The following is a 15,578-nucleotide window of genomic DNA, read 5'->3' as shown; positions in this document are numbered from 1 at the left end:
AACCCGCCAAACCCGCGCGCATGGTTCCGCTCGACAAACTCGCCCAGATCACCCAGCGCTTCGAATATCTCGAGGCCCGGCTGAACGCGGGCGCAAACCCGGCAGAGATTGCGAAAATCTCGCGCGAATACAGCGACCTGCGGCCCGTGGCGGACCAGATCGCCGCCTATCGCCGCGCGCTGGATGACCTTGCCGAAGCCGAGGCGATGCTGTCCGACCCGGAGATGAAGGCGCTGGCCGAGGATGAAATTCCCCGCCTGCGCGCCCTGATCCCCGTCTATGAACAGGCGCTGCGCATCGCGCTCCTGCCCAAGGATGCCGCCGATGCCCGCCCCGCCATCCTTGAAATCCGCCCCGGCACGGGGGGGGAAGAGGCGGCGCTCTTCGCGGGCGATCTCCTCCGCATGTATCAGCGTTATGCCGAACGGCAGGGCTGGCGCTTCGACATTCTGGATCAGCAATTGTCCGATCTTGGCGGGATCAAGGAGGTTACCGCCCATGTGCAGGGCGAAGGCGTCTTCGCCAAGCTGAAATTCGAATCCGGCGTCCACCGCGTGCAGCGCGTGCCAGAGACCGAGGCAGGTGGCCGCATCCACACCTCTGCCGCCACAGTCGCCGTCCTGCCCGAGGCCGAGGAGGTGGATATCGACATTCCCGCCGCCGACATCCGCATCGACACGATGCGCAGCAGCGGGGCAGGGGGCCAGCATGTGAACACCACCGACTCGGCGGTGCGCATCACCCATGTTCCCACCGGGATCGTCGTCACCTCATCAGAGAAATCCCAGCACCAGAACCGCGCCATCGCCATGCAGGTGCTGCGCGCAAGGCTTTACGAGATGGAACGCGAACGCCAGGCGCAGGACCGCGCCGCCGATCGCAAGGCGCAGGTGGGATCGGGCGACCGCTCCGAACGCATCCGCACCTACAACTTTCCGCAGGGCCGGATGACCGATCACCGCATCAACCTGACGCTCTATGCCCTGCCGCAGATCATGGGCGGCGAGCTGGATGCCGTGGTGGATGCGCTGGTTGCCCATGACCAGGCCGAAAAACTGGCCGAGATGGAAGGATGACGGGGAACGAGGCGCTGCGCGCCGCCATTCCCCGCCTTGCCGCGGCGGGCATCCCCGACGCCCCCCGCGATGCCCGCGCCCTGCTGGCCCATGCGGCAGGCATAGCGCCGGACCGGCTGACCCTGCATCTGGCCGATCCGCTGTCTCCCGAAGCTGCCGCCGCCTTCGAGGCCGCCATCACCCGCCGTGCCGCCCGCGACCCCGTCAGCCACATCACCGGCGCGCGGCTCTTCTGGGGGCGCAGCTTCCGCGTCACGCCCGATACGCTCGACCCCCGGCCCGAGACGGAAATCCTTGTTTCTGCCGCGCTTTCGGAACCTTTTTTCAAGCTTCTCGACCTTGGCACCGGCACCGGCTGCATCCTGCTCTCCTGCCTGGCCGACAGGCCGCTGGCGCGGGGCATCGGCACCGATATCCACCCCGCGACCCTAGCTGTGGCCGAGGCGAATGCCCGCGACCTCGGCCTCGCCGACCGCGCCGAATTCCTGGTGTCCGACTGGTTTGCCGCGGTTCCGGGGCGCTTTGACCTGATCCTGTCGAACCCGCCCTATATCGCCGAGGACGAGATGCCCGACCTCGCGCCCGAGGTGTTGCGCGAACCCCGCCGTGCCCTGACGCCGGGGGGCGACGGTCTGAATGCCTATCGTGCCATTGCGCGCGGCGCCCCGGCGCGGCTCATGCCCGGCGGGCGGCTGATCGTGGAGATCGGGCCGACCCAAGGGCAGGCGGTTGCCGCGCTTTTCGCCGCGCAGGGGCTGACGGAGCTTGCCATCCTGCCCGATCTGGATGGCCGGGACCGCGTCGTCGCCGCGCGCAAACCGATGGATGATACCGGCTGCGGCTCGGCCTGATCTGCGGGAATTCGGCCACATCCGCGCGCCCGAAACCGCGGAATCCGGCCCCCGGCAGCGTTCGCTGCGAGAATCAGCTTGTCATGCGCCGCCAAGAATGTTTAGTCGAAAGCAGGAGACGGGGCCGGGCGCAGGCTCCCCTGTCCCGGAACTGCCAGACAGCTTGAACGCCTTCCGGTCCCGCAAGGGACCACGCGACCCGAAGGCGCTTCGCAGAAAGCCAGGTCATCTGGACCAAAGGACAAGATGAGATCTTCCAAGTCCCGCTCGCGCAACAAGGCGAACCGCCCGCGCACCCTCGGCAACATCATCAACCGCGTGTTCGACAGCTCCGGCCCCGAAGGCAAGGTGCGCGGCACGCCGCAGCAGATCATCGAGAAATACCAGCTTCTCGCCCGTGATGCGCAGCTTTCCAATGACCGCGTGGCGGCGGAGAATTTCCTGCAACATGCGGAACATTACACCCGGATGTTGGGCGAGGCGCAGCGCGAAATGGCGGCCGAGCAGGAAGAACGCCAGCGCCAGCAACAGCAGAACGGTGGCGGAAACAACGGCAACAACGGCAATCGCGACGGGTTCCGTGACCGGGATCGCGACCGCGAACCCTGGCGCGACCGGCAGGATCGTGGCGACTATCGCGACAACCGCGACGAGCGCGGGGAAGACTCGGGCAGCGCCGAAGTGATCGAACTGGGCGAGGGCGAGGCGCAGCTTGTGGAAACGCCGGAGGCGCGCCCCTTCCAGTCGCGCCGCGATGACCGGGGCGAACGCCGCGATGATCGCGGTGACCGCCAGAACGACCGCCCCAATGACCGCCCCAATGATCGGCAGAATGATCGTCAGGGTGGCGGCGACCGCCCGAACGAACGCCGCAACGAACAGCAGGGCGGCGAACGCCGCGAATTCCGTCGCGACCGGGATCGCAACCGCGACCGTGACCGCGACGCCCGGCCCGATCAGGCCCCTGCCGCCGCAGCGCCCAAGCCCGAAGTGGTGACCATCGCCATCGAGACGCCCGTCGCGCCCAAGGCGGAAGCCCCGGTAAAGGACGCCCCGGTCAAGGACGCTCCGGCCAAGGAGGCTGCCGCCGAGGCGCCGAAAAAGGCCCGCGCCCCGCGCAAACCCAAGGCTGACAAGGCCCCGCCCGAAGGCGGCCCCGCCGAAGCGGCGGAATGAACGGCTGACTGGTTAACGTTTTCTTAATGACATCCGAAGACAGGCCGGGGCACCCCCCCGGCCTTTCTCATTCCGCAATCAGGCGGGCGAGGGCGCAGAACCGCTCCAGCGAAATCTCCTCCGCCCGCGCCGTGGGCTCGATCCCCGCAGCGACCAGCTTTTCCTCGATATCCGGCCCCAGCCCCTTCAGCGAGGATCGCAGCATCTTGCGCCGCTGGTTGAAGGCCATCGCCGTGATCCGCTGCAACACCGCCCCGTCCGCCGGGAAACGCGGCTCGGCCAGCCGGGTGATATGCACGACCGAGGAATGCACCTTCGGCGCTGGGGTAAAGGCTTCGGGCGGCAGATGCATCACGATCTTCGCCTCGGCCCGCCATTGCACCAGAAGGGCCAGCCGCCCGTAATGATCGCTGCGCGGCTTGGCCACGATCCGCTCCGCCACCTCCTTCTGGAACATGAGCGTCAGGCTCTCCCAGAAGGGCGGCCACTGGGCGGGTGTCAGCCAGCGGATCAGAAGCTCCGTCCCCACATTATAGGGCAGGTTCGCCACCACCCGAACGGGCGGCGTCAGATGTGCCAGCGCATCCACCTCCAGCGCGTCGCCATTGATGACCTGCAACCGCCCCGGATAGGCCGCCGCCACCTCGGCCAGCGCGGGCAGGCAGCGGGCATCCTTTTCTACCGCCAGCACTCGCCGCGCGCCTTCGGCCAGTAGGCCCCGCGTCAACCCGCCCGGTCCCGGCCCCACCTCCAGCACATCGCAGGCCGACAGGTCGCCCGCTTGCCGCGCGATCTTGGCCGTCAGGTTCAGGTCCAGAAGGAAGTTCTGGCCAAGCTGCTTTCTCGCCACCAGATCATGCGCCCGTATCACCTCGCGCAAGGGCGGCAGCCCGTCGATCGTCGCCATCCCTGAACCCGTCCCTTCATCTTGGCGAAAATACTCCGGGGTCCGGGGCGGCGCCCCGGTCCCGAACGTCACATCCCGCGTGCCGCCGCCATCTGTTGCGCCATCCGCAGCGCCGCGACAAGGCTTGTCGGATTGGCGATGCCCTGTCCCGCGATGTCGAAGGCCGTGCCGTGATCGGGCGAGGTGCGGATGAAGGGCAGGCCCAGCGTCACATTCACCCCCCCGTCGAAATCCACCGTCTTGATCGGGATCAGCGCCTGATCGTGATACATGCAGACCGCCACGTCATAACGCGCCCGCGCCGCCTTGTGGAACATCGTGTCGGGCGGCAGCGGCCCGGAAATCGCCATGCCTTCCGCCGCCAGCCGGGCGACCAGGGGGGCGATCCAGTCGAGCTCTTCCCGCCCCATCACCCCGCCTTCACCGGCATGAGGGTTCAGCCCCGCCACCACGATCCGGGGCCGGGCAATCCCGCAATCGCGGATCAGCCCGGCCTCGGTGATGCGGATCGTTTCTTCCAGCAGGGCAGGGGTAAGGGCCCGCGGCACCTCGGACAGGGCGATATGGATGGTCGCAGGCACCACCCGCAATTCGGGGCAGGCCAGCATCATCACCACCCGCTCCACCCCCGCCAGATGGGCGAGAAACTCGGTATGGCCGGGATAGGCGAAATCCGCGCCGTCCTTCAGCACCTTCTTGCTGATCGGCAGGGTGCACAGGGCAGAGGCCGCCCCCGCCTGCACCAGGGCCACCGCCCGTTCCAGCACGGCGATGACGGCGGCGGCATTGCGCAGGTCGGGACGGCCCGGCGGGGCAGGATGCGGAAAAGGATGGGCCAGCACCGGCAGCACCTCTGCCGCCACGCCCGCCGCCGCCTCTGGCGCGGCGATCACCGCATGGGCGGTGCCAGGGGGCAGATGCGCCGGATCACCGATCCAGAAGAAGGGCACCTCCCCGGCCAGGGCCTGCCGGGCCTGGATGGCCAGTTCCGTGCCGATGCCGGAAGGATCGCCACAGCTCAGCGCGATGGGGCGCGGGGCAGTCACCGTTCCTCGATGATGGCTTCCGACCGCAGCTCTTCCATATAGGCCTCGGCCATGGCGGTAAGCTGCGCATTGCCCAGCCGGTTGCGCAGCGCCTCGCGGTCCACCAGCGGCGTGGCCTCGGCCTCCTCGCCTTCCACCGCTTCGGCCTCTTCCGTCGTCACCGGCACCTGCGCGGCGGCGGCAGGGTCGGTCTCCGGCACCCCTGTCCGCAGGCAGAGCATCAGCAACTCGGTATATCCCGCGCGCTGGCGCAGGACGAATTCGCCGACGTCCAGCTTGGCCAGTTCCAGCCCGATATCCTGCGGCACCGCGCCCATCATCTGGGTCGTCAGGCGCAACTGTTCGGGCGGCAGGCCGCGGGCCAGCGGGTAAAGATCACCGCAGCCATCGACCTGGGCGCGGATCGTGGCCGGGTCGAGGTTCGGGGGCAGGGCGAATTGGGCATATTCCACTTCCACCTGCGCGGGCATGGCGCTTTCCACATCGCTGATGCCGTTCAACTGGAACAGGACCACCGCCTGCGGCACCACGATGGGATCGGAAACCTCGCCGGGCGACAGGGTCAGGACCTGGCTCACGATGGCCGGGGGAAGGTTCGTCACCTCCAGCCAGTCCAGCCGCCCGCCGCGCGCTGCCGAAGGGGCGGCGGAAAACTCGCGCGCCGCCGCGGCAAAGCCGTCGCCCGCCGCCTCGGCCTTGATGGCGCGGGCCTGATCCAGTGCCGGGGTCACGTCATCGCCCTGAATGGGCAGGATGAGTTCCGACAGCAGGATGCGGATCTGCGTCTTCTTGGCGTTCTCCGCCAGGGCGCGGTCGATCTGCGCTTCGGAAATGCGGATCTGCGGGCCGAATTTCGACCGCACCACCTCGCGCCACAAAAGGCCATTGGCGACGAAATCGCGGAAGGTTTCGGGCGCCACACCTTCGTCGGCCAGGGCGGCGGTAAACTGCTCCGCCGTCATGTTGGCGCGGGAGGCGAATTCCTCCAGCCCTTCCGACACCTGTTCGGCGGTGACCGTGATCCCGGCATCCTCGGCGGCCTGCGCCCCGAGCCGGTCGCGCATCAGCGCCTTGATCGCCTCCTTTTCCGGGTCGCCCGGTGCGCGCAGGGCGCGCAGGAACAGCATCCGCTGCTCCACCTCGAAATTCGTGATGGTCTGGCCGTTGATCACCATGCGGGGCGCGAAGAGGCTGCCGTCCTGCGCCGCCGCAGGCGCGGCCATGGCCCCGCCCCAGAGCACCAGACCGATGGCCGCCACCCGAAGGGCCGGCGCCGTCCTGTTCCGCAAAGCTTCCGTCATTCTCGTTTCCTGTTGTCCTGCCCGTCGCTTCATTCCCGGCACATCCGCGCGGCCCCGCTTTTCCCGGTGCCAAAGCCGATGAGGCCGAAGGAAAGATCGACCGTCGTGCTGGGCTGGAGATTAGTCGAGGAAGTCAGGCGACGCGAGATGGAAAGATTGAAGCTGACGCACTCGTTTCTATAGGCCAGTCCCAGATCGACACGGCTGTAGCTGTCGCCCTCGAAGTCATAGCGGCCCGAGGCCGTGCCGTTCCATTGCGGGGTGAACTGATAGCTTCCCGCTAGCACGATGTCGGACACGTCATCGACCCGCGCCTCCACCGCATCGGCGATGGAATTGATGTAGCCCGCGCTGATCGACATGCGGTTGTTGGAATAGGCGGCATGAACCTCGCCGCGCGTGACGTCCAGATCGGAAGAGGCGATCAGACGCCCCGCCAGTTGCAGACCGTTTGGCGCATCCACCGTCGCGCCCAGCATCCAGTCCGAGGTCGATCCGCTCAGCCCCGAAGCCTCGCCAAAGCTGGCGACCGGGTCTTCCCGCAAGACGCGCCCGCCGGTGACGCCGAAGCTCCAGCCCGAAGGCGCGATCCGCGTCCAGGACAGGCCAAGCGCCAGCCGCGCGCCCGTCTCCACCGCATCCGACCCCGGGAACCGGTTGAGCGAGAAGAGATTGCCTTCGTCGAATTCGACCAGACGGCTGTCCTCGTTCGGGATCAGCCCGCCATTGGCCGATGACCAGACGATCTGCGCGATCGGTTCGATCACCTGCGTCGCCTGCTCTCCGGCGCGGACCCAGGGCCAGCGCAGCTCCACCGCCCCCGCGCCGAAGCTGCGGGTGGATGAGCCGCCATAGGTCGCATCGTCCTGCACGTGATAGGCGTCAAGCCGCACCTCGCCCAGGGCGGCCAGCACCAGACCGCCGGGCGCGATCCAGTCGCGCCGCCAATCCGCCCCCAGCGACAACCGCCCGAGATCGGCCCCCTCGGCCACATCGTCGCTGTCATCGACGGAATCGGTGGTGACAGAGGATTGCCGCGTATGGGTGTGACCGCTCAGCCGCAGCATCCCCTCGCCCCCAAGGGCACCCAGGGTGAAGCGGCGCAGATAGGTGACATCGGTCACCAGATAGGGCGTGGCAGAACCCAGCTCGCCCTCGCGCAGCGACTGGAAGTTGATCACGCGCCCTTCAAAGAAACTCTCCCGCTGCACCTTGTCGATCAGCAGCGTATTGGTCAGCCGGTCGGTATCGCTGATGTCGTAATCGGCCAGATAGGCGTCATCGCTCACCCCTTCGGCATGGAAGGCAAGGCGGTGGCCGCTGGACAGCATGAAGGTGCCGTCGGCCATCACATAGCCGCGCATCTGCCCCGGTTGCAGATCGTCGCGGCTCACCGCGCCCTCGATCGACAGGCTGCCATTGTCGAAGGCCTGCCGGTAGCGCAGGCCCAGGGTGAAGGCCCCGGTCGTGGTCAGTGTGGGCGAGAAGGTCAGGTCGCGCGACGGGCCGAGCGTGACGAAATAGGGCAGGGTGAGGCCTGTCCCCAGATCGGTGCGCGCGACCAGAGAGGGTTGCAGAAAGCCGGTGCTGCGGTCGAGCGAGGGGTCGGGCATCCGGAGCCGCGGGATGTAGAAGACCGGCACCCCGCCGACGCGCATCTGCGCGTGGTCGAAATAGATCTGCCGTTCCACGGTATCGTGCAGGATGCGCCTTGCGCGGATTTCCCAAAGCGGCGTGCTGCTGCCGTTGCAGATGCGGCAACTGGAGGCGACGGCGTTGTCCAGTTGCATGTAGCGCCCGCCGCTGCGGCGCAATTCGGCGGCGGCGACCTGAAGCTGTTCCTGAAGGACGATCCGCGCGCTCTGCATCAGGCCTTCGGTCAGGTCGGCGGCCAGATCGGCCTGCGCCGCGACGATGACAGTGGTGCCTGCCTCATCGGTGAGGCGTATCGGGCCTTCGATGCGCAGGCGGTCGGTCGTCTGGTCGTAGATCACCTTGCTCGCCGTCAGGCGGCGGCCCTGATGGAACACCTCCACCGCGCCATCGGCGATCAGCGTGCTGTCGCCCGCGATCTCCAGCCGGTCGGCGATGAGGGTGGCCGTTTCCTGCGCCCGGACCGGATCGGTCGGCGCGGGCGCGACCACGAAGGTCGCGCAGAGAAGAAAGGCGATCAGATGCCGACGCATGGGTGTTCAGCCATCCTCGACATGCAGAAGAAGGCCCAGCGCCATCATGAAGGCTGCGACGGGCGGAGTCCATGCCGCCCAGATCACCGGGATCTGCCCGTTCGCCCCCAGAACCTGCGCGAAGTTCCGCAGGAAGAAGATCAGAAAGCCGCTCAGGATCGCCAGCAGCACAAGAATGCCGGTCCGGCCAAAGCGGGCCGGGCGCATGGTGAAGCCCGCCGCCACCAGAACCATGGCCGCCAGAAGCAGCGGCTGGGCCAGTTCCATCTGGAACCAGACACGATGGGCCAGCGAAGAGAACCCGGCGCGGTCAAGACCCTGAATATACTCGGGCAAGGCCCAGAAGGCGATTTCCGCAGGGGTGCCGAAACTGTCGCGTATGCCCTCGGCCGTCAGGTCGGAGTCGATCCGGCTGCCCTCTGGCATGGCTTCCACCCGGCTGGCGGGGTTGCTTTCCGACAGGGGCCAGCGCATCGCGCCCGACACCACCCAGGCCCCCGGTTCCAGCCGCGCGGACTCGGCCTCGATCCGGGTTTCGGGCTTGCCGTCCGGCCCGTAGAGAAGAAAGGTCACATCCAGCAGTTCCGTGCCGAAGGCATTGGCCCGCGCGGCCTGAATCACCGTCTGCCCGTTCGCCCCGCCCTGCCGCAGCCAGAGCCCGGTGGATGAGATCGACAACCGGCTTTCGCCGCTGCCCGTCAGTTGCGCGCGGGTGATTTCGTAACGGTTCGTGGTCGCCGCGACGAGGGGGTTGAACACCGCGACGGCCAGCATCCCGCACAGAAGCGAGACGATGATGGGGGCCACCAGAAAGCGCAGCCCCGACCGGCCCGCAGCGCGGATGATGACCAGCTCGCTCGTCCGGGCGAGGTTCATGAACAGCGCCACGGCGGCAAGAACCGTGATCAAGGGCAAGATGCGATACAGGCTTTCCGGCACGTTCAGAACCGCCAGGCGCAGCGCCGAGGCGAGGCCGGACTCCTGCCCGCTAAGCTGCCGAAGCTGGTCGATCACGTCGATCAGAAGCATGACGCCGAAAAAAATCGCCAGCACGACGAGGAAGGTCGTGAAGAAGCGACGGGCGATGTAGAAGCTCAGCGTCATGCGGGCCGCCTCCGCCAGGGCGGTACGCTTTGCGACAGATGCAGCATCGCCATGGCGATGGCGAACCCGGCCAGGGGCGCGATATAGATCGCAGGCCAGGCCGCAGCGTTCCGCCCGGCCATCGAGGCCCCGGTCGTGTTCAGAAGCTGAAGCACGATCAGCACCAGCACCGCCCCGAGGATCTGCCGCATCAGCCCAAAACGGCTGAAGGCGCCCAGTTGCAGCGCGGCAAAGCCCACGAGGGCCGCCGCAGCCGACAGGAAGGGCTGCGCAAGCCGCGAATGCAGTTCCTGCACGATGTATTCGTAGGAACTGTTGAAGCTTGTGCTCCAGTCCGCCGAGCCCATCTTCAGCAGGGCAAGCGTCGTCGTCGTCTCGACCGTGGGCGCAAAACCGCCCTCCGCTTCGATCAGCGAGAGGAGGTCGAAGCTGTAATCGCTGTAGCGCGTCACCGACAGCCGCCCATCGGCCCGCGCGATGGACTGGATCATGCCGTCGAACATCAGAAGAACCGGCCCCGCCGCCCCCTGGGCCAGAAGCGCGCGCTGTGCGGTATAGGTGCTGCTCGACGTCTCGTCGCGGTCGTCAAAGAGGAAGACGTTGCGCAATTGCCCGTCCTGCGACATCTCGCCGATGAAGAGGGTCACCCCCGCCGAGGGATGCATGAATTCGCCCACCTTCAGGTAACGGGCGGTCACGTCCTGCGACACCTGCGCCTCGCGTTCCTTCAGAAGGGCATCGCTGCGTGGCACCAGCACATTCATCAGCAGAAGATGCAGGCTTGTCACGATCAACCCGAAGATCAGCACCGGGCGGGCCAGGCGGAAGGCGCTGCTGCCGGTGGCCTGCATGGTGACCAGCTCGCTTTCCCGCATCATGCGGTTGGTCACATAGACGGCCGCGGCAAAGGCCGCGATGGGCAGGACTAGGCGGATCACATTGGGCAAGGCAAGCAGCGAGAATTCCACGAAGACGACGGCAGATTGCCCATCCCCGATCAGCCGGTCGAACAGGCCGACGGCCCGGTTCACCCAATAGACGGAAACAAGGACCAGCGCGAAGAAGCCGAAGACTGCCAGCAGTTGCGACAGCAGATATCGGTCAAATCTCGACAAGCCCTGGATGCCCCATTGTTTCTGCTTCGGACCCTATCGGAATTCCCCCGGAGGGAAAACTCATATCTGGTCATTCCGGGCCACAGCAGGTAGCGTTTTGCCGATCACGGTCGCCCCTCTGCCTGATAGCGCCCGCGGCGCAGGGTGTGGTGCCCCTCCTCCCGTCGAGAGAATGACCCATGACCCATCCCGTTCCGATCCATTTCCGCCCTGTGGAACTGGACCAGCTTGCCAGATTGACCGGCCGCATCGTGGCCTTCGCCGATGCGGCGGGCAGCCCTTCGCCCGGAGTCCGGCGGCTGGACCGGCTGACGAAGGGCGCGGTGCTGCGCTTTCTGAACAGCGAGGCATTCGGGCGGCTGAAACCCGGCGAGTCGGTGGAACTCGCCTGGCCTGCGGGATTGCTGGCCGAGGCGGTGCAGATCATCCGCCTGCCGCGCCGCGCCGATGCGGCCCTCGCGCGCAAGGCGGGCGGGGCCATCGGCAAGGTCCTGTCACCTGCCGGGACGACGGTTCTCGCCGAAAGCCATCCGATGGCTGCCGAGATCGCCTTCGGGGTTGCGATGCGGGCCTATGACTTCTCGGCCCACAAGACGGGAGAGAAGAAGGAACCGGGTTCCGTGCATGTGATGACCGCCAATCCCGAGGCCGTGGCCACCGCCGCGGCGCCGGGGGCGGCCGTTGCCGAAGGGGTGTTCTTCACCCGCGATCTGGTCAATGAACCGGCCAATATCCTGACCACCTATGATTTCGCGGCCCGCCTTGCCGCGATGCAGGAACTGGGGCTCGATGTCGAAATCCTTGAGGAAGAGCAGCTTGCCAAGCTGGGCATGGGTGCGCTTCTGGGCGTGGGGCAGGGGTCGGAAAGCCCGTCCAAGGTCGTGGTGATGCAATGGCATGGCGGTGAAAAGGGGGCGGCCCCCTTCGCCCTTGTGGGCAAGGGCGTGGTCTTCGATACCGGCGGCATCTCGATCAAGCCCGCCGCGGGCATGGAAGAGATGACGATGGACATGGGCGGCGCCGCCGTGGTGGCGGGCGTGATGCGGACGCTGGCCCTGCGCAAGGCGAAGGCCAATGTCGTGGGTCTGGTCGGTCTGGTCGAGAACATGCCCGACGGGCGCGCGCAGCGCCCGGGCGACGTGGTGCGCAGCATGAAGGGCGACACGATCGAGGTGATCAATACCGATGCCGAAGGCCGCCTCGTTCTGGCCGATGTGCTCTGGTACGCGCAGGAGCGGTTCAAGCCCGTGGGAATGATCGACCTCGCCACCCTGACCGGGGCGATCATCATCGCGCTCGGGCATGAGAATACAGGGGTCTTTTCCAACAACGATGACCTCTGCAACGCCTTTCTCAAGGCCGCGAAGGCCGAAGGCGAAGGGGCCTGGCGGATGCCGATGGGCGATGCCTATGACGCCAAACTGAAATCGCGCATCGCCGACATGATGAATGTGGGCGGGCGCGATGGCGGCGCCATCACGGCGGCGCAGTTCCTGCAACGCTTCGTGAAGCCTGAAACGCCCTGGTGCCATCTGGATATCGCAGGCACCGCCCTGCTGAAATCCGACAGCACGCTGGCGCCGAAGGGGGCGACGGGCTGGGGCGTGATGGCGCTGAACCGCCTGATCCAAGAGAAGTTCGAAGGCAAGTGAGGCCGCCATGGGCGTGGTGATGTTCTATCACCTGACCCGGTCTTCGCCGGATGACACGCTGGCCATGCTGCTGCCCCGCGCCCTGGGGCAGGGCTGGCGCGTCATGGTGCGCGGGCGGGATCCTGCCGTGCTGGAGCGGCTGGACACCCGGCTCTGGCTGGACGAGGCGCATCCCTTCCTGCCGCACGGGGTGCAGGGCGGACCGCATGATGCGGATCAGCCGATCCTGCTGGGCACAGGGGCCATCGCGAACGGGGCGCAGGGGCTGTTCCTGATCGACGGGGCCGAAACGACGGCCGAGGAAGCGCGGCCGCTGGAGCGGGTCTGGCTTCTGTTCGATGGATCGGACGGGGGGCAGCTTGCCGCCGCACGGGCAAAGTGGAAGGCCCTGACCGAGGCCGGACTGCCCGCGCAATATTGGTCTGAGGAAAGCGGGCGCTGGGAAAAGAAGGCCGAGAAGGGCTGATGCCCTCAGCGCCGCAGGATCATGCGGTCGCCCGCGATCTCCACCCGGTAGAGCGACAGGTAATCCATGCCGAGCAGGGATTTGTCCATCTCTCCCTGATTGACCCAGGCGGGGAAGACCTGCTCGCGATAGGGGCCAAGTTCGACCTGCTGCAATTCCACCCGCGCGGTGGCCACCATGCCATTGGCCGTCTGCGCCCGACCGATATAGACCAGCGCGTCAAGGTCGATTCCCAGACGGCGCGCATCATCGGCAGATAGAACCATGTTGGTCGCCCCGGTATCGGCCATGAATTGCACCGGCGTCCCGTTGATTGTCAGCGTCACATAGTAATGCCCGTCGGCGGCGCGCGGAATTTCGATCATGCCATCCTGCGTGACCATCTGCTGCGGCGCGAGATCGGTCTTCAGGTCCGCCCAAAGCCCGTAACCCGCCATCACCCCGACAAAGATCAACCCCCAGGCGGCGAAGTTCCGCAGGGCCTGACCCATCCGGTTGCGGTATTCGACCATGACATAGCCCGCCACCGCCACCAGCAGCAGGAGCAGATAGAACAGGCGACCGGTCGTTTCACCATCCATCAGGCAAACCCTCCTTTCTGTCGGATATGGGGGTGATCGGAACTGGGTGAAAGGGTCAGCCGATCAGCCCGGTGCCCTTGACCCCGTCGATGACGAATTGCACCGACAGGGCCGCCAGCAGCATCCCGAGCAGCCGGGTGATCACGATGGTTCCGGTCCGACCCAGCAGCCGCTCCAGCGGCGGCGAGGCCAGCAGGAAGAGAAAGGTCGTCATCATCACCACGGCCATCAGGCCAAGAACGGCAACAGTGCCGGGCCACCCCGGAGCCTCGCCCACCAGAAGGATCATCGTGGCAATCGCGCCCGGCCCCGCGATCAGGGGTATGGCGAGGGGGAAGACCGAAGGGTCGTGGTCATGTTCCGCCTTCTGCCCCTCGCGCCGCTGGGTCCGCCTCTCGAAGAGCATGTCGAGCGCCGTCAGGAACAGCAGGATGCCGCCCGCGATGCGGAAGGCGGGCATGGAGATGCCGATGAAATTCAGGATCGACTCCCCCGCCAGCCCGAAGAGCAGAAGCAGGAAGCCCGCGATCACGCAGGCCCGCAGCGCAAGACGGCGGCGGTGATCCGAACCCATGCCCTGGGTCAGAGCGATGAAAAGCGGCACAAGACCGGGCGGGTCGATCACCACGAAGAGGGTGGCGAAGGCCGTGATCAGAAAGGCGGTTTCGGGCAAGGGGCTGCCTTTCGCTGTTTGCCCGAGCTTAGGATGGACTGGCGGCCCGGCGCAACCTTGCGCACAGCCTTTCGCAGGTGCAGGCCCACGACGGTTCCCTGTCTATGGGCTGTGGTTGGACGCCGCGATCAGCCGGAGTTGCGCAAGAGTTTCTGCAACTCTTCCGTCAGGTCGCTCACGCTGCTGGCGCGGGTGGTGGTTTCATTGGCGATCCGCCCCACCTCACCTGCGACCACGGCAAAGCCGGCCCCCGCCTGGCCTGCCCGCGCCGCCTCGATCCGGGCATTGATGGCAAGGATGCGCAACTCGCGCAGAACGCTGAGGATCGGCTTGGTCTCCGAGACGAGGTTGCGGCAGAAGGCGGTGATCTGCTGGTTGCGGGCGCCGCGCGTCTCTTCCTCGCGCTTGCGGGCTTCGTGATCCAGAACGATACCTTCGAGGAATTGCAGCGTCCCGTTTGCATCGAAGACACCGCCGCCCACCTCATGCACCCAGCGGGTGGTGCCGTCCGGCCGGACGAGGCGGTAATCGACGGACCAGTTTTCGCCCTTTTCCAGCGCGGCATCGACGGCGGCGAAGACGGTTTCGGTATCCTCGGGGTGGGCGAGGCCGGAGTAGGAGCGTTGCGGTGTGGAGATGAAATCCTCGGCCGGATAGCCGGTCAGCGCGGTGACCGCGCCTTCCATCAGGATCATGGAATAGTCGCGGTCATTGCGGCACCGATAGACGAAGCCGTTGGTGCGATGCACGATGCTGCCGATGACTTCGCGCCCGTCGAGGAATGCGCCGTCCATGTCGTCTCCTTGCCCCAAGTCCATTCCAATCGGCGCCGCTTCGCGCCATTTCCGATCCGTGCCCAACCTCGCCTGAGGCTGCCGCCAGCCCCGCCCCTTTGTGCGACGATATTCTGCTTATACGGGTATTCCTGAAATCCGTTTACCGCATTGGGTGAGGGGCGCAGCTTGCATGTGCCCGCCCCACCAGACCGCCGCGCAGATTTGTTCGCGCCTGCCGGGCGTGACGCCGCAAGTCATCGTCCCCCGTTCGGAGACGAAGGTGGACCTGTATGGGAAAAGTGCAGCAGGGCAACCGAGGGACTTTGAGCGGTCAATCGGTAAAGGGACCCGGCCGATGCCGATGTTTCGGCGTGAAAAGGTGGGGCAGGCACCGACCGGTAGATCCTGCCGCGGCTGTTGTCTCGAAACGGGGAGGTCGATGATCTTCGGCATCAAGGGGGCAGAGACGACCCTTCTCGATCCCGCCTCAACCATTGGCACCGGACTGCTGCCCACGATCCGCCGGATGTGGCTTTTCCTTCCATCCTTCGGCGCAAGGGCCTGTCGCAGCACGTCTTGGCTGTCATCTTCCCGCGCGATCGCCGCTCGGCCATTGGCGCGGCGACCGGCCTTCACCGCGCCTCCGGCCTGCCTCTGTGACGCGGCGG

The 15,578-nt window shown here is 66.6% G+C and carries 14 protein-coding genes; 5 read left to right on the top strand and 9 right to left on the bottom strand.

The window, feature by feature from the left end:
* Positions 1-20 precede the first annotated feature (20 nt).
* The 3 genes from prfA to C0V75_RS08635 all read left to right on the top strand — a co-directional run bounded on the left by prfA (position 21) and on the right by C0V75_RS08635 (position 3,103).
* Entirely contained in the window at positions 21-1,076 is a 1,056-nt protein-coding gene (gene prfA, locus C0V75_RS08645) for a peptide chain release factor 1 (RefSeq protein WP_101920781.1), read from the top strand.
* On the top strand, positions 1,073-1,927 hold the full coding sequence (gene prmC, locus C0V75_RS08640) for a peptide chain release factor N(5)-glutamine methyltransferase (RefSeq protein ID WP_101920470.1): 855 nt from the start codon (positions 1,073-1,075) through the stop codon (positions 1,925-1,927). The genes prfA and prmC overlap by 4 nt, the downstream gene beginning before the upstream one ends.
* Before the next feature lie 246 nt (positions 1,928-2,173).
* The gene (locus C0V75_RS08635; RefSeq protein WP_101920469.1) at positions 2,174-3,103 is read left to right on the top strand and encodes a DUF4167 domain-containing protein; all 930 of its coding nucleotides are present in this window, start codon (positions 2,174-2,176) and stop codon (positions 3,101-3,103) included.
* 67 nt (positions 3,104-3,170) lie between these two features.
* Here the strand turns inward: C0V75_RS08635 and rsmA are convergent, their stop codons facing one another.
* The 6 genes from rsmA to lptF all read right to left on the bottom strand — a co-directional run bounded on the left by rsmA (position 3,171) and on the right by lptF (position 10,762).
* The gene (gene rsmA, locus C0V75_RS08630; protein ID WP_101920468.1) at positions 3,171-4,010 is read right to left on the bottom strand and encodes a 16S rRNA (adenine(1518)-N(6)/adenine(1519)-N(6))-dimethyltransferase RsmA; all 840 of its coding nucleotides are present in this window, start codon (positions 4,008-4,010) and stop codon (positions 3,171-3,173) included.
* Positions 4,011-4,078: 68 nt separating this feature from the next.
* Positions 4,079-5,056: a 4-hydroxythreonine-4-phosphate dehydrogenase PdxA gene (gene pdxA, locus C0V75_RS08625; RefSeq protein ID WP_101920467.1), complete on the bottom strand. Its 978-nt coding sequence runs from the start codon at positions 5,054-5,056 to the stop codon at positions 4,079-4,081.
* Positions 5,053-6,357 carry a peptidylprolyl isomerase gene (locus C0V75_RS08620; RefSeq protein ID WP_158241808.1) on the bottom strand — a complete coding sequence of 435 codons (1,305 nt, stop codon included), beginning with the start codon at positions 6,355-6,357 and terminating at the stop codon, positions 5,053-5,055. The genes pdxA and C0V75_RS08620 overlap by 4 nt, the downstream gene beginning before the upstream one ends.
* A 29-nt stretch (positions 6,358-6,386) precedes the next feature.
* A complete protein-coding gene (locus C0V75_RS08615; RefSeq protein WP_101920465.1) occupies positions 6,387-8,543 on the bottom strand; it encodes an LPS-assembly protein LptD in 2,157 nt (718 codons plus the stop codon).
* Between the two features lie 6 nt (positions 8,544-8,549).
* Positions 8,550-9,647: an LPS export ABC transporter permease LptG gene (gene lptG / locus C0V75_RS08610; RefSeq protein ID WP_101920464.1), complete on the bottom strand. Its 1,098-nt coding sequence runs from the start codon at positions 9,645-9,647 to the stop codon at positions 8,550-8,552.
* Positions 9,644-10,762: an LPS export ABC transporter permease LptF gene (gene lptF / locus C0V75_RS08605; protein WP_101920463.1), complete on the bottom strand. Its 1,119-nt coding sequence runs from the start codon at positions 10,760-10,762 to the stop codon at positions 9,644-9,646. The genes lptG and lptF overlap by 4 nt, the downstream gene beginning before the upstream one ends.
* A 179-nt stretch (positions 10,763-10,941) precedes the next feature.
* Here lptF and C0V75_RS08600 point away from each other — a divergent pair, with 179 nt between their 5' ends.
* A complete protein-coding gene (locus C0V75_RS08600) occupies positions 10,942-12,414 on the top strand; it encodes a leucyl aminopeptidase (RefSeq protein WP_101920462.1) in 1,473 nt (490 codons plus the stop codon).
* A 7-nt stretch (positions 12,415-12,421) separates the two neighbouring features.
* Positions 12,422-12,880, top strand: coding sequence for a DNA polymerase III subunit chi (locus C0V75_RS08595; RefSeq protein WP_101920461.1), 459 nt, complete (start codon positions 12,422-12,424; stop codon positions 12,878-12,880).
* A 5-nt stretch (positions 12,881-12,885) separates the two neighbouring features.
* Here the strand turns inward: C0V75_RS08595 and C0V75_RS08590 are convergent, their stop codons facing one another.
* The 3 genes from C0V75_RS08590 to C0V75_RS24050 form a co-directional block, all read right to left on the bottom strand.
* Positions 12,886-13,461 carry a TIGR02281 family clan AA aspartic protease gene (locus C0V75_RS08590; protein ID WP_101920460.1) on the bottom strand — a complete coding sequence of 192 codons (576 nt, stop codon included), beginning with the start codon at positions 13,459-13,461 and terminating at the stop codon, positions 12,886-12,888.
* Positions 13,462-13,516: 55 nt separating this feature from the next.
* Positions 13,517-14,134, bottom strand: coding sequence for a MarC family protein (locus C0V75_RS08585; RefSeq protein WP_101920459.1), 618 nt, complete (start codon positions 14,132-14,134; stop codon positions 13,517-13,519).
* 128 nt (positions 14,135-14,262) lie between these two features.
* Positions 14,263-14,928 carry a PAS domain-containing protein gene (locus C0V75_RS24050; RefSeq protein WP_305791142.1) on the bottom strand — a complete coding sequence of 222 codons (666 nt, stop codon included), beginning with the start codon at positions 14,926-14,928 and terminating at the stop codon, positions 14,263-14,265.
* Positions 14,929-15,578 lie beyond the last annotated feature (650 nt).

Source organism: Tabrizicola sp. TH137 (assembly GCF_002855575.1).
Classification (GTDB): domain Bacteria; phylum Pseudomonadota; class Alphaproteobacteria; order Rhodobacterales; family Rhodobacteraceae; genus Paragemmobacter.
The sequence above is the reverse complement of the archived record's forward strand: the minus strand, read 5'-3'. Positions and strand labels throughout refer to the sequence as shown.